12 protein-coding genes and 1 tRNA gene are annotated in these 13716 nt (G+C 69.6%); 7 read left to right on the top strand and 6 right to left on the bottom strand.

What is annotated here, in order from left to right:
* Window positions 1-171: 171 nt before the first annotated feature.
* Window positions 172-2082, bottom strand: coding sequence for a threonyl-tRNA synthetase editing domain-containing protein (locus tag DVR07_RS10605; RefSeq protein ID WP_115797131.1), 1911 nt, complete (start codon window positions 2080-2082; stop codon window positions 172-174).
* Between the two features lie 107 nt (window positions 2083-2189).
* Here DVR07_RS10605 and DVR07_RS10600 point away from each other — a divergent pair, with 107 nt between their 5' ends.
* From DVR07_RS10600 to DVR07_RS10590, 3 genes are all read left to right on the top strand, one after another.
* Window positions 2190-2759, top strand: coding sequence for an FxsA family protein (locus DVR07_RS10600; RefSeq protein ID WP_115797129.1), 570 nt, complete (start codon window positions 2190-2192; stop codon window positions 2757-2759).
* Window positions 2760-2870: 111 nt separating this feature from the next.
* Window positions 2871-2944, top strand: a tRNA-Ile gene (locus DVR07_RS10595).
* Window positions 2945-3458: 514 nt separating this feature from the next.
* Window positions 3459-4232 (top strand): HAD-IIA family hydrolase, encoded by a 774-nt coding sequence (locus DVR07_RS10590; protein ID WP_115797127.1) that lies wholly within the window; start codon window positions 3459-3461, stop codon window positions 4230-4232.
* 136 nt (window positions 4233-4368) lie between these two features.
* Here DVR07_RS10590 and DVR07_RS10585 read toward each other — a convergent pair whose 3' ends face one another.
* On the bottom strand, window positions 4369-4719 hold the full coding sequence (locus DVR07_RS10585; RefSeq protein WP_115797125.1) for a VOC family protein: 351 nt from the start codon (window positions 4717-4719) through the stop codon (window positions 4369-4371).
* Window positions 4720-4785: 66 nt separating this feature from the next.
* On the bottom strand, window positions 4786-5967 hold the full coding sequence (locus tag DVR07_RS10580; RefSeq protein ID WP_115797123.1) for a hypothetical protein: 1182 nt from the start codon (window positions 5965-5967) through the stop codon (window positions 4786-4788).
* A gap of 414 nt (window positions 5968-6381) precedes the next feature.
* Between DVR07_RS10580 and DVR07_RS10575 the strand changes: the two genes are divergently transcribed.
* Window positions 6382-6582 (top strand): hypothetical protein, encoded by a 201-nt coding sequence (locus tag DVR07_RS10575; RefSeq protein ID WP_115797121.1) that lies wholly within the window; start codon window positions 6382-6384, stop codon window positions 6580-6582.
* A 187-nt stretch (window positions 6583-6769) separates the two neighbouring features.
* The gene (locus DVR07_RS10570; RefSeq protein WP_115797119.1) at window positions 6770-7030 is read left to right on the top strand and encodes a hypothetical protein; all 261 of its coding nucleotides are present in this window, start codon (window positions 6770-6772) and stop codon (window positions 7028-7030) included.
* Window positions 7031-7155: 125 nt separating this feature from the next.
* On the opposite strand, the gene DVR07_RS10565 is transcribed toward DVR07_RS10570, so the two are convergent.
* From DVR07_RS10565 to DVR07_RS10555, 3 genes are all read right to left on the bottom strand, one after another.
* Window positions 7156-8136, bottom strand: a complete 981-nt coding sequence (locus tag DVR07_RS10565) for a succinylglutamate desuccinylase/aspartoacylase family protein (protein ID WP_115797117.1) — start codon at window positions 8134-8136, stop codon at window positions 7156-7158.
* A gap of 132 nt (window positions 8137-8268) precedes the next feature.
* Window positions 8269-10527: an NADP-dependent malic enzyme gene (locus DVR07_RS10560; protein WP_115797116.1), complete on the bottom strand. Its 2259-nt coding sequence runs from the start codon at window positions 10525-10527 to the stop codon at window positions 8269-8271.
* An 83-nt stretch (window positions 10528-10610) separates the two neighbouring features.
* On the bottom strand, window positions 10611-11723 hold the full coding sequence (locus DVR07_RS10555; RefSeq protein WP_115797114.1) for a M24 family metallopeptidase: 1113 nt from the start codon (window positions 11721-11723) through the stop codon (window positions 10611-10613).
* A 330-nt stretch (window positions 11724-12053) separates the two neighbouring features.
* On the opposite strand from DVR07_RS10555, the gene DVR07_RS10550 reads away from it, so the two are divergent.
* The gene (locus DVR07_RS10550; protein ID WP_240147525.1) at window positions 12054-12527 is read left to right on the top strand and encodes a COX15/CtaA family protein; all 474 of its coding nucleotides are present in this window, start codon (window positions 12054-12056) and stop codon (window positions 12525-12527) included.
* A gap of 130 nt (window positions 12528-12657) precedes the next feature.
* Window positions 12658-13581: a transporter substrate-binding domain-containing protein gene (locus DVR07_RS10545; protein WP_368281138.1), complete on the top strand. Its 924-nt coding sequence runs from the start codon at window positions 12658-12660 to the stop codon at window positions 13579-13581.
* Window positions 13582-13716: the final 135 nt, after the last annotated feature.

Raw genomic sequence — 13716 nt, 5'->3', positions numbered from 1 at the left:
TAGGGTATTAAGTAGACTGGTTTTATTCCCATAAAGAATATTCAAAGTGCGACCTGGTATCGCGAGACACGGACGAGTGTGGTCGTGAGGGCTTGAAAGCGAAGAATCGGCAGAACGAGCCGGAAGCTCAGTCGCGCACCGCTCGGCGACGTCCGAGAGATGAATCGGTACTTATCGGTCCGAGAGGTCGGGACGCCTGCCGAGTCGCGTCGGCAGCGAAAGCGCCACCCTCGGCCCGTCGTCGATGTCGGCGAGAACTGCCTCCTCTAGTTCGGCGGGCGTCAGCTCGCGTTCGGCTCCCTCGCCGCGGACGGTCACCTTGAGCGTCTCGGCGTCGCGCTCGGTCTCGCGGTCGCCCACGACCGCGCAGTACGGCACCCAGTCGTCCGCGGCCCGGGACAGGCGCTCGCCGACCGCCTCCTCGCGGTCGTCGACCTCCGCGCGGATACCCCCGGCTTCGAGGTCCGCCGCCAGCGCGTCGCAGTGCTCGACGTGGCTCTCTTCGACCGGGACGAAACGGACCTGCGCGGGCGAGAGCCACGTCGGGAGGCGGGGCACCTCGCGCTCGGCCGCTGTCTCCAGGAGCGCGGCGAGCGCGTCCTCGACGCTCCCGAACGGCGAGAAGTGCAGAATCGGCGGATACCGGGTTTCCTCGCCGGCCCCGTAGGTGACCCCGAACCGCTCGGCGCTCTCGACGTCGAGCTCGACGCGACCGAGTTCGACCGGTCGACCGGGTCCGTCCAGGGTCACGAAGTCGACACTGGCTTCCCGGTCGCTCCGGCGCTCGGGCCGGAGTTCGACCAGCGCGGGCGCGCCGAGTTCGTCGACCAGCGACTGCATCCACGCCTCGTTATCGTCGGAGAACGCCCGGGTCGTCCGGATCACGGGCGCGCAGGCCGGGCCGAGGTCCTCGCCGGCCCGGAGCGCGTCCTCGGCCTGCGCGACGAGTCGCTCCTTCGCCTGCGCCAGGTCTGCGGTCGCGGTGTGAACGACGGGGACGACGGACTTCGGGGAACACGACAGGTCCGTCGACCCGCGCTCACCCTCGACCGGGGGTGAACCGGCGGCCAGTTCGGAGAGTCCGACCGGGAGGTCCGACGCTTCGAGCTCGGCGTCCTCTAGGAGAGAGGAGTGCTCGGCGCAGGCCGCACATCGTGTCGACGTCACGGAGTCGGAAAGTCCGCCGCGAGGGCGGTGCTCGTCGGACGACTCGGCTTCTGCCGGGGGAGTCCGCGCGCCGAGACTTTCCGCGGGCGTCGTCTCGACCGGCATCGCGCCGACGTCGGCCGCGAGTTCGGCCGCGTACGCCGTCAATGCGTCGCGAACGAGTTTCCCCCGGGGGAGCCATCGGAGGGACTCCGCCTTCGCGGGGGCGTCGTCCGCGGGTCGGCCGTCGCTCGCCAGTCGCTGGTCGCGCACGAGGTCGGCGAACGTCGGTCGTTCGGCCTCTGCGGCGGTCTCGTCCGACGTTCCGCCGTCGACTCCGCCGCCGACTTCGCGGGCGACGAGGTTGCGAAGGCCGTCGCTCACGCGGTCGGCGTCCTCGTCGTCGAGCGCGCCCAACGGGTCGTCCCCGGGGAGCGTCACCGCGTCGCCGCCGGGGAACGCCAGCCGCCACTCGCTCGGGGTCCGGTCGGTCTCCTCTCCGCTGTCGGCGCTCCCGGGGATCACGCGAAGGGACCGGGTCGCGTAGGGGTGGCCTTTGCGGGCGAGCTCGAACGCGGAATGCGAACTCAGCGGCGCCCGAAGAATCTCGCGGTCGGCGTCGAGTTCGGCCGCGAGGTCCCGGAGCACGGCCTCGGCGTCGTCCGGGGCGGCGGGGACGCCGCTCAGGTGGGCGGAGGGGTAGAGGGCCGCCTTCCGGGTGTTAAGTCGTTCGGTCGCGTCCCGGAGTTCGGCGGCGGCGTTCGCGACTACCGAGTCGGGGTCGTCGATGTCCGCGCGCTCGACGGTAACGAACGCGACCACGCAGTCCGCCAGCCGCCCCTCGTTCGGCGCTTCGTCGGTCGCGGCGGGTCCGTCGCCGGCCGGCGCGCCGGCCTCGAACGCGAAGCGGTCGGCGTGGACCAGCAGGAGTCGCATGGGCGGAGAGAGCCCGTCGGCGATGAAAAGCGTACGGATGTCCGCGGAGACCGGCCACCTAAAGGGCTTTAGGGCGCGAACGTCTACACCCGGACAAGAACGGACCGATGCTCAAACGCGCACTGATCGCACTCCTGCTCATCCCGCTGCTGGACGCGCTGTTCCTCGTCGTCGTGGCGTCGCAACTCGGCGCGGTCCTCACGGTCGCGCTGGTCGTCCTGACCGCGCTGGTCGGGACGCTGTTCGTCCGGGCCGAGGGCCGCCACACCGTCCGGCGCCTCCAGGGGACCCTCGCCGAGGGCGAGGTCCCGGCCGACGAACTGACCGACGGCGCGCTGCTCATCGCCGCGGGCGCGTTCCTGCTCACGCCCGGCCTGGTCACCGACGCCGTCGGGTTCCTGCTGGCGTTCCCGCCCTCGCGCATTCTCGTGCGCGAAGCGGTCCAGAAGTGGGTCGTCAAGCCCTACGTCGAGAAGAAGACCGGCGGGTTCGCCTCCGGCAACGTCTACACCTTCGGGTTCCCCAACGCCGAGGACGTCGGCGCGAGCGGGTCGAGCACCGGCGCGGGCGGACCCGGTACGGGCGGAAGCGCGAACCGGGCCGACGGATCCGACGACACCTATCGGGTAGACGACGACTCCTACGACATCGAGTTCGAGGACGACGAGGAGAAGTAGACCGGGAACTGCGACCGCCTTCTCGGGAGAAACCCAGTGAGGGCGTGCCGAACTGACACCGAAAGGAAACGCTTAAACATACATGGCCGCAACCAGTGAATGCGCTCACCTGGGCCAATAGCTCAATCAGGTTGAGCGCTCGGCTGATAACCGGGAGGTTCGCGGTTCAAATCCGCGTTGGCCCACCTCCATTCCACCCGGCCACTGGCCGGGAGGAAACTGGGACCTCAACTCCCCAGCCACCTATCTTCGGCTTCAACCGTTCCCAGCGACGGGTGTTCCGCCAGCCGTCGAGACTCTCAGTTCCGCTTCGGCGCGGTGAACGCGATTCTCGCAGCGTTCGGGACTGAGTCGAGAGCGCTGCGTGAGACGTCACTCGGGCGACCTGCCAGAATTGGTTAGCAGAAAGACTATAGAAGACCCGTGATTCGGACCGAACGGAGACAGCCGCCCACTGTTGTCCACCCTACCATCCGCGCTGTCCTCCCGGGCTGGCATCCCGTCCCACTGCCCCAAACTGGCATCGGCTTCGGCCCTCCAGTGCGACGTCGAGTGCGCCGGACAGTCTCGACCTGCGGTACTTACCGTGAGGCCGACCCCCCTGGAAGTTCAATGACAGCGGATGATACCGCGTCGGCGTGATTCGGCCCTGCACCGCCAGCGGACAGACCCTTGAGCCTCGCCCCCGAACCCCCGCTCATGCCAATCGAGAGCGTCGTCCTCGACGTCGACGGCACCCTGGTCCGCGGCGGCGAGCCGATTCCGGGCGCGGTCGCGGCGGTCGACCGCCTCCGAGAGCGCGGCCTCGACGTCCTCCTGCTGTCGAACAACCCGACTCGATCGCCGGCCGACTACGCCGACTGGCTCGGAGATCTCGGCTTCGCGGTCGGGCCCGACGACGTCGTGACCTCCGGGTCGCTGACCGCCGACTACGTCGCGGCCGAGCACCCCGACGCCGCAACCTTCCTCGTCGGCGAGCCCGGCCTGCGCGAGATGTTGGCCGCCCGCGGCGTCCCGCTGGTCGAGGACCCAGACGATGCCGCGGTCGTCGTGGTCTCGGTCGACCGCGAGTTCACCTACGACCGTCTCCGGGCGGCGCTGTGGGCGCTGGACGGCGCGGCCTTCGTGGCGACCGACCCCGACCGCACCATCCCGGCGGCCGACCGGCCGGTGCCGGGGTCGGGCGCCATCGTGGCCGCGGTCGCGGAGGCCGCGGACCGCGACCCCGACGCGATGCTCGGCAAGCCCGGCCGGACCGCCGCGGAGGCGGTCGAGTCGCGGGTCTCGGGTCGCGGGGCGGAGATCCTGATCGTGGGCGACCGGCTGGACACCGACCTCGCGCTCGGCGAGCGCGCCGGCATGACGACCGCGCTCGCGCTCTCCGGCATCGCGACCCGGGCGGACGCGGACGCCTCGGACGTGTCACCCGACCACGTCGTCGACTCGATCGCAGACGTCGAGTCGCTGCTCTGATCGCTTCTCGACCCCGCAAGTCCCGCAGGCCGTGCGGCCACGGCAGTTGCGGGAGTCGGCCGCATCGCTGTGCGATTCGGCGGTCCCGACGGCCCGGCCGCCACCGGGTGCGGTCGGCGCGACAGGGCGTTCGGCGCTACACCTCGTCGGTCGGGTGGAGGAACGTCTGGAACTCCACCGCACGCCCGTCCGGGTCCTCGGCGAAGAACTGGTAGATGTCGTACCGGTCGTTCTCGTGCGGTTCCTCGCGGACACGGTCCGCGAGTACCTCGAACATCTCGTCGACGCCCTCGCGGTCGGGGTAGACGAACGTCACGATGCCCTCGGTGTCGGCGGTCTCGCGCTCGCAGAAGCCCAGGAGCTGGTTGTCGTACTTCAGGATCGTGCAGTCGGGCTGCTCGAGCCAGACGGTCGCACCGACGGTCCCGGTGTAGAACTCGACGATGCGCTCCAGGTCGGTCGTGGCGAAGAAGGTGATGGCGCTCATGCGAGCTGTATCGGCGGCAGACAGCAAAAACCCGCCGGACGGTCCTCGCGGTGTCGGTCCGGGCGCTCAGACCAGATGCCCCGCGAGCACGACCAGGAGCCACAGCGCCGCGCCCGCCCAGAAGATCGTCGTGCGCTGGGCGTCTCCCAGTCTGCGCTCCGACTCCGCGCCGACGTCCCGGTCGGACCTCGCGCCCGCGCCGGCGGCGAGGAGGCCGACCGCCATCACCGCGACCGCGCGGTGGGCCGCGACCGGAATCGGCAGCATGGTCACCCCGAGGTAGGCGTAGTCGAGCACCACGCCGGTGCCGAACCCGAGCGCCGCGAGCGCGCCGGCCGGCGCCGACCGGACCCGTCGGCCCAGTACGACGGCCGCCAGCGGGACGCCCCCGACCAGCACCGGGTACCACAGCGCCACCACCGCGTCGGGCGACACCCACCGGAGGTGTCGCTCGAAGAGGACGCCGCCGAGACGCACGACCAGCGGGAGGGCGACGAGCGCACCCGCGAGGGCGACCCGGCGGCGGTTGCGCTGGGTGGCGAGCGACCGGAGACGGCCGACCGCACTCAGGAGTCGTCGCCGGGCAAGCAGGGGCGCCAGCGCCAGCGCGACCACCGTGGTCCAGCCGTCGGCGTCGTAGGTGTCGCCGTTGGCGTAGTACACCCGCCGGACATCGAACGCCGAGTCGCCGAGGAACGGGGCCTCGACCCGTCGCTGGGCGTCCTCGACGCTGCCGACCGTGTGGGTGATGGTGAACCAGTCCCAGTGCTCGGCGTGGGCCTGGATCGCGGTCCAGTCACCGCTGCGGGGGCCGTACGCCCGGAGGTGGTCGCGGGCGCCGAAGTAGGTGCCCCGGTGGAGCTGGTAGCGCTCGGTCGTCCAGCCCCGGTCCGCGACGTAGACGTAGCGGTGCGCGCCCGGGGCGTCGCGCCACGGGACGCGCTGGTCGGCCACCAGGCCGGACTCGTTCTGCACGTCGGCGACCCGCTCGTCGTCGCTCCGGTTCCACTCGCCCCGCCCGGCGAGGTATCGACGGACCCGGACGGGGTCGTCGCGGACGACGACGTTGATGGCGCTCGCCCGTCGTTCGAACGACGGGTCGGGGCCGACGTACGGCCAGAGCCGGGCGTCGCCGACCTCGACCAGCGTCGGACTCGACGACCCGTCGGCCGTCACGCTCGCGCCCGGCCCGACCAGCGCCGCCGCGAGCGCCAGCGCGAGCAGCGTCGCGGTCGCGAGACGTCGCATGGTCGGCGTTCGCAGGGGGTCACCAAGAAACTGTGGTCGCCCGGTCGGCGGACGCCACCGCCCCTGGAGGTCGGTACCAGACGAGGGTCGCCGTGGGCGGGACCGCACCTCGAAATCGGGAGCGACGTGTATCGGTACGGAGCACTATTGTGTGCAATTAGCGAGCCTTTTAGCCTTCTGGTGGGACGACCGAAACGTGGCGTGCGACGCCCGTCGCGCCGCACCGCGGATAGGCACCTGTCATCTCGCCACGCACGCCACAACCAGTCAGTCGACGTGGTTGCCGCGTCGCCTCGCCCGTCCCCCGCTTTTCGGTCCTCCGCGTCGAGACCGACCGTCGAGTCGAACCGAGTAGTTGACCTGTCGGGAGTTCCTACCGCCGGGCATGACGCGACGCAACACCGGTGGTCGCTGATGGGCGTCGGCGAGAAGGTCCGCCTCGGGCTGGCGCTCGCGCTCGGCGTCATCGTGCCGGGGCTGCTCAAGTACGCGCTGACGGCGGCCGGCTACGCGGCCCTCGGGACGGCAATCTGGGTCACCGGCTACCTCACCGCGGTGCTGATCGTCTGGTACGTCTGGGTCCGCCCCCTCGACCTCGGCGAGACGCCCGGCTAATCGTTGGCTCGCCGTCCCTCGGCGGTCGCCGCCGCGTTCGTCCGGCGACGGGCGGCGCCACCCCGACTCTCCGACGTCGAGACTCGCTTCCCACGGTGCCCGCACTTCTGCGATAGTCCGCCGAGCCGTCGCCGGCGGCGGCATAGCGGAACTTTAAAGGGTATTTCGGGGCGAGTTTCGAGTAAGGATGCAAGGGTTCGTGCCACTACCGCTCATCGACGACTTCCTGCTCAAGTACAACGTGGGGCAGGCGCTACTGCTGCTGTTCGTCCTGTCGGTGCTGGCGGTCATTCCGCTCGGCTCCCGGAAGGTGCTGTCGCTGAACGGCATCGCGTTCGGCTTGTTGTTCGTCCTCACGCCGTCGAGCATGGCGCCGCTGCACTACAAGTTCCTCGGCATCGCCCTGCTGGTCGTCGCGCCCGTGCTGTACGTCACGGCCCGGCGATAGTCGGTTCTCGCTCGGCGTCTCCGGCCGAACTCACGGACTCTCCCGACGCCGCTCTTCGCTCCTCGATTTCTCTCCGCCGCTCGCGTCGTTCTCTCGCGCAGTTCTCTTACCTCCTCCCCGTCGCCTCACTCCTCGCGCACGAGCGCGACGCTCAGCAGCTTCTGGCCCGCGGTCACGGTCGCCTCCCGGGTCAGCGAGTAGAGCACGCCCGCCCGGTCGGTCTCGACGGCCTGGCGCACCTCGTAGGTCGCCGGGTCGTAGAGCGTGCCGACGCGCTCGCCGGCCGCGACGCGCTCGCCCACCTCGCGGTCGGGGTCGGCCCGGAACAGCCCCGAGTCGACCGCCGAGACCCGACCCAGGTGGTTTCGCGCCAGCGTCGGGTCGCCGCTCGACCGGACGCCGTTCGGTTCCGGTTCGCCGTCGAGCAGGCCGAGGTGCCTGAGCGCGTTCAGGGTGCCCGTCACGCCCGCCTCGACGGCGCCCTCGGCGAGTCGCTTGTTGTGCGCCAGTTCGGGCGTGACGGTGGGGACGCCCCGCCGCGCGGCCGCGACCCGGAGCTTCCCGCCGAAGTCGCGCTCGGCCCACTCGGCGTCGGCGTCCTCGCCGGCCGCCTCCGAGAGCAGGAGGTCGGTGCCGAACGCCTCGGCCAGCGCCCGCGACTCCTCGTCGCCCTCCATGAACACGACGTGGGTCAGCATGTCGGCGCTCCCGGTGTGGAGGTCCAGCACCGCGTCGGCGTCTTCGACGTACTCCCAGAGGGTCGCGGCCATGCGCTCGTGGAGGGTGCCGTCGGGGTCGCCGGGCCAGACCCGGTTCATGTTGGGGTTGACGCTGTCCAACTGCTCGGGCGTGGTGTACGACACCCGGTCGAACGTCAGCGGGTCGGCCACCGGGACCGCGATCACCCGGCCGGCCAGGTCGGCGTCGAGCAGCCGGTCGTGGACGCGCCGGAGCGTCTCGGTCCCGTTTATCTCCCGGCCGTGCTGGGCTGCCTGGACGTAGACGGTCGGGCCGTCGGCCGCGCCGTCGTAGGTGTGGACCGTCGTCGCGATATCGACGCCCGACGGGAGGCGTGCGAGGACGACGCGCTCGGTAGCGTGTTCCATGTGCGTTGGTTGCCGGCGGCCCAGTTGAAGCTACTGTCTGCGCTACCCGGACGCCGGCCCGATGGGAAGAAATCGAGAAACGGGACTCGTCCGTCCCAGCTTGCTCCGGTACAAAAAGTCGGCTCGAAGGTGTTACTCGCTCTGCTGGGCGTCCACGACCGCCACGCCCGCGAGGTTCACGATGTCCTTGACCTCGTCGCCGCGCTGGATGACGTGGACCGGCTTGTCCATGCCGACCAGCATCGGGCCGATGGCGTCGGCGCCGCCGAGCCGCTGGAGCAGCTTGTAGCCGATGTTGCCCGCCTCGAGGTTCGGGAAGATGAGGACGTTCGCGGGGTCCTCGAGCTCCGAGAACTCGTAGGTGCCGTTCAGGATGTCCTCGACCACCGCGGTGTCGGCCTGCATCTCGCCGTCGACCGGGAAGTCGACCTCGGGGTCCGCGCGCAGCCGCTCGGCCGCGCGTCGGGGCTTGCGGGTGCCCTCGTTGTCGACGCTGCCGAAGTTCGAGTACGACAGCATCGCCGCGCGCGGCTCGACGTTGAACCGGCGGGCGAGCTCGGCGGTGTGCCGGGTAATCTCGGCCAGTACGTCCTCGTCGGGGTCCTGGTTCACCGTGGCGTCCGCGCAGAAGATGACCCGGTTCTTGAACGTGAGCATGTAGACGCCCGCGGCGTAGTCGGCGTCCTCGGCCGTCCCGATGACCTGCAGCGGCGGCCGGAGCGCCGAGGGGTAGTGGTGGGTCAGGCCGGTCACCATCGCGTCCGCGTCCCCCTGCTCGACCATCACGCTCGCGAAGTAGTTGCTGTCCTTCCGGACCAGCTCCTCGGCTTCGCTCTCGGTGACGCCCTTGCGCCGCCGGAGCTGGTAGAGCCGACGGGCGTACTCGTCGTGGTCGGCGTCGTCGGGGTCGGCGACCTCCGGGTCGAAGTCGAGGCCGAGGTCCGCCGAGGTGGCCTCGATCGTCTCGCTGTCGCCGATGAGCACCGGGTTGGCGATGCCCTCCTCCTGCATCTGGTAGGCCGCCCGGATCATCTTCTCGTCGTCGCCCTCGGCCAGAGCGACCCGCTTGGGGTCGGACTTGGCCTTGTTGAGGACGACCCGCATCATCTCGCGGGACTTGCCCAGTCGCGCCTCCAGGGTCTCGACGTACTCGCCGATGTCGAGTTCGCCCCGGGCGACGCCCGACTCCATCGCGGCCTCGGCCACGGCGGGCGCGACCTGGAAGAGCACGCGGGGGTCGAGCGGCTTCGGGATGATGTACTCCGGACCGAACTGGAGCGGCTGGTCGCCGTACGCCTTCACCACCGCGTCGGGGACGTCCTGCTTGGCGAGGTCAGCGAGCGCCTCGGCGGCTGCGATCTTCATCTCCTCGTTGATCTCGGTCGCGCGCACGTCGAGCGCGCCCCGGAAGATGAACGGGAACCCGAGGACGTTGTTGACCATGTTGGGGTAGTCCGACCGGCCGGTCGCCATGATGACCGTGTCGTCGCGGGCGTCCTTGGCGTCGTCGTAGTTGATCTCGGGGTCGGGGTTCGCCATCGCGAAGATGATCGGGTCGTCGGCCATCGACCGGACCATCTCCTGGGAGACGATGCCCGCGACCGACAGGCCGACGAGCACGTCGGCGCCCTCCACCGCCTCCGCGAGGTCGCCCTCGGGAACGTCGCGGGCGAACTGGGCCTTGTACTCGTTGACGTCGCCGTGCTCGGCCCGGTTCTCGGTGATGATGCCCGAGGAGTCGCACATGATGATGTTCTCCTTCCGGGCGCCCAGCGAGACGTAGAACCGCGCGGTCGCGATGGCCGACGCGCCCGCCCCGGAGAAGACGATCTTCAGGTCCTCGAGGTCCTTCCCGTTGATGTCGGTGGCGTTGAGCAGCGCCGCCCCGGAGATGATGGCGGTGCCGTGCTGGTCGTCGTGGAACACCGGGATGTCCATCTCCTCGCGCAGCGTCTCCTCGATCTCGAAGCACTCGGGCGCCTTGATGTCCTCCAGATTGATGCCGCCGAACGTCGGCTCCATCGCCTTCGTCGTCCGGATGATGTCCTCGGCGCTCTCCTGGTCGAGTTCGATGTCGAACACGTCGATGTCGGCGAACCGCTTGAAGAGCACGCCCTTGCCCTCCATCACGGGCTTGGAGGCCTGGGCGCCGATGTCGCCGAGGCCCAGCACCGCCGACCCGTTCGAGACGACGCCCACCAAGTTCCCTTTCGCGGTGTACTGGTAGGCGTCGTCGGGGTTCTCGTCGATGGCGCGGCACGGCGCGGCCACGCCGGGCGAGTACGCCAGGCTCAGGTCGCGCTGGGTGTTCGTGGGTTTGGTCGTCGAAATCTCTATCTTCCCCGGCGGTTCCGACCGGTGATAGTCGAGTGAGTCCTCGTCGATTCCCATGCTCGGGCCAACCGCGTCCGAGAACAAAAAACTACTCGAACGCGTCGAATTTGCTTTCGTCAGATGTCGAAATCAGTCGTGTCTCACGCCTCGTCCTGCACCAGCACGTCGGGGCGCTCGACGACGGCGTCGTAGTCGTAGGCGTCGACCGGGCTGGTCGGCCACCGCCCGGTGTCGGTCAACACCTCGAAGCCGTCCTCCGTCACCAGCACCGTGTCCTCGCTCTTGGCGCCCTGCACGGTCGGATTCCACGCGTAGGCCATCGGGGTCGTGACCTCGGCCGACGCGGCCATCTCGGGGGCCGCCATCCACTCCCGGCCCGCGTAACCGGCCGCGCCGCCCTGATGGTGGAGTTCCCACTCGTCGGGGTAGCCCAGGTGCTCGTAGGCGGCCTGGAGCGCCTGGAAGACGCTCGTCGGGTCGCCCGAGAGCCCGGCGACGGCCTTCGTGGCGCCCAGCGCGGTCACCTCCGCGATGCGGGCGGCGTGGTGGCGCTCGCCGAGTTCGGTCAGGTCGTCGTCGGCCATCTCGGACTCGAAGGCGACGGTCCGGGTCGCGCTGGCGTGGAGCCCGCCGCGCTCGGCCGTCACCGACACCAGCGCGTACTCGCCGAGTTCGGCGTCCGTGGGCGTGTAGTGGCGGTACTTCCGGGCGCGCTCCGCGCCGCCGACCAGCGCCACGGGCGCCTCGATGTCCCGGGCGCCGAGCGCCACCCGGAGCGCGGAGGCGACCTCCGACTCGTTGTCACCGGGCTGGAGTTCCCGGCAGACCGCCTCGAGCGCTTCGGCGGTCTGCCGTCCCAGGTCGCGGTACCTCTCGACGTCCTCCTCGGTGAGGGGCTGGCGCAGCGGCGAGGCGTCGACCGACGACAGCCCCTGCGCGTCGAAGTCCGCGGCGGCCGGCTCCGGGCCGCGGTCGGCGACCGCCTCGCCAAGTGACTTCGCGTACCAGTCGTACTCGGTGACGGGGACGTCGTCGGGCAGTTCCTCCTCGCGCAGGCGGTCGGCCTCGATGTTGTTCGTCACCACCTCGAGGCCGTCGCCGTCGTACCCCACCGCGGCCTCGCCGACGACGCCCTCGCGGTCGACCACGTTGCTGGCGCCGGTGAGCCACGCGAACGAGTTGGGTCGGGCGAACCAGACGGCTTCGAGGTCGTGCTCCGCGAGGTAGGCGTCGAGGCGGTCCTGCTTGGTCATGGCCGGTGGATGGGTTCCGACCGCCTTCAAGGACGCGGGTTCGGAGATTCTTGACGGGGCGGCGCGCGCGCAGAAGCGCTAATTTGACGGCGTCGCGTCACACCGATTCTTCCGTCAGGCACCCGCTCGGTAACACGAATCGGAGCCGTCGCCAGCAGCTAGCGCCGTCTCGTCGTCACCGTCGTCTCCGGCATCTCCGACTATCACGTCTCCCTCGCCGACTCGGGGCCAGTCGAACAGACCTAAGTACGACCGGCCGAAACGTCCGTCAAGGGGAGTTCAAACCGTGCAACACCACACGCTCCGACTCGGGTCGGGAGGTGCGCGCTGATGGCCCGGTTCCGCCACCTCGCGGCCGTCACGACCGGTCTGACGTTCGCGCTCATCCTGCTGGGCGTCTACACCGCGGCGATGGGCGCCGGACTGTCCTGCTCGGCCCAGTGGCCGTTCTGCGACGGCGGGCTGATCCCGCAGACGTTCCCGAGCTTCGTCGAGTGGTTCCACCGCCTGATCGCGATGATCACCGGCTTCTTCATCCTCGGGACCGCGGCCGGGGCGTGGAAGTACACCGGCGAGAAGCGCATCCGCGGCGCTGCGACGCTCGCGCTCGCGGTCACGCCGCTCCAGATTGTGCTCGGCGGCGCGACGGTATTCGTCTACACGCCGGTCGTCCAGGTCGCCCACCACGCCGCCGCGCTGGTCATCTTCGGCGCGCTCGTGGCGACGACGCTGTGGTCCTACGAGGCCGAGCGGACGCCCGACGCCCGCGCGGCCGAGTCGACCGCCGGCTATCCGAGCGATTGAAGCGCGTCGACCGGCCATCCGAGCGACGACCGACGCTGATTTTAGCGCCTCTATCCGACGAATTTGGCAGTTTCGGCCCAACGGTTATGTACTATCGTGTCGACGTGACGTTGGGGGAAATCTCATGGACATCGACAGGCGTTCGTTTGTCAAGGGGAGCGCAGGAATCGTCGGCGGTCTCGCGCTCGGGGGCGTGTCGGGCGCGCAGGACCAGCAGACCATCAGAATCGGCTCGGACATCCCGTACAAGCCGTTCGAGTACCGCACGCAGGACGGGTCGCTGACCGGGTTCGACCCGGCGATGGCGGAGGCGATATTCGTCGAGGAGATGGGGATGCAGTACGAGTTCGTCGACACCGGGTTCGACACCATCATCCCGAGCCTCAACAACGGCAACTTCCGGATCATCATGTCCGCGATGACCATCAACGACCAGCGCGACCAGAAGGTCGACTTCTCGGAGCCGTACTTCGTGGCCTACCAGACGGTGGCCATCCTGCAGGGGAGCGACATCTCGACGCTCGAAGACCTCAGGGGCAAGACGATAGCGGTCCAGAAGGGGACCACCGGCGAGGCCGCCGCCGAGGAACTCAAACAGCAGTTCGACGGCGGCCTCACCATCGACAGTTACGACCAGATTCCGGGCGCGTTCAACGCGCTGCTGAACAATCAGGCGGCCGCGGTCATCAACGACAACGCGGTCAACGCCCAGTACACCCAGGAGCGGGACAACATCGTCCTGCTCCAGGGCGAAGGGGTGGCCGCCGAGCAGGGCCAGGACGCTCCCGACTACCTCACGCTGACGGTCGAGGAGTACGGCATCGCGTTCCGGCAGGACGACGACGAGTTCCGCCAGCAGGTCAACGAGGCGCTCAACGCGGTCATCGGGAGCGGTCGGTACGAGGAGATCTACCGGGAGTTCTTCCCCGGAAACCCGCCCGCGAGCATCCTCTCGCGCGCACGGCCCGCGCCGGGGACGACGACGATGAACGGGACGGCGACCGGAAATATGACCGGCGGCGAGACGACGACCGGCAACGCGACCGATAGCTGATCGACGCCGCAATTTTTGCGAGTTCATTCGGTTATTGTGGTACGTTTGCCACGTCCGGGCTCCGATCCCGGACGTTTTTACGTGAATGTACGGAGCGAAAGGGACACATTCATATGCGTAAAGTGAGGTGTGGAC

Source organism: Halorussus rarus (genome assembly GCF_003369835.1).
Classification (GTDB): domain Archaea; phylum Halobacteriota; class Halobacteria; order Halobacteriales; family Haladaptataceae; genus Halorussus; species Halorussus rarus.
Note: the sequence above shows the minus strand (reverse complement) of the source record. Positions and strands in the feature narration are given on the sequence as shown.